Source organism: Photobacterium sp. R1 (genome assembly GCF_054600795.1).
The window spans coordinates 1-270 of sequence record NZ_BAAHZP010000563.1; the positions used below are offsets into that span (position 1 = coordinate 1).

At 56.3% G+C, this 270-nt stretch carries 1 protein-coding gene; it reads right to left on the reverse strand.

Annotation, left to right across the window (positions count from 1 at the left end; all coding sequences use genetic code 11):
- On the reverse strand, positions 1 to 270 hold a 270-nt coding region (locus tag ACYP03_RS26295; RefSeq protein WP_459782710.1), incomplete at both ends, for an aldehyde dehydrogenase family protein.

Consider the following 270-nt stretch of genomic DNA (forward strand, 5'->3'; position numbering starts at 1 on the left):
CTGAACCGGCGTGCGGCTTCACCGTCGGCAGTGAAAATCGCCGTACCGTTACCAAATTCGTGTTGATTGATCAGCGTCAGGGCTTCATCCAGCGACTGGGCGCGCAGCAGTGACAGAACTGGCCCGAAGATTTCTTCACGGTAAATCGTCATCTCAGGGGTGACGTGATCAAACAAAGTACCGCCAACGTAATAGCCGCTTTCAAAGCCGGGGACCTGATAATCGCGGCCATCCACCAGCAAAGTGGCCCCTTCTGCTTCACCGGCGTCG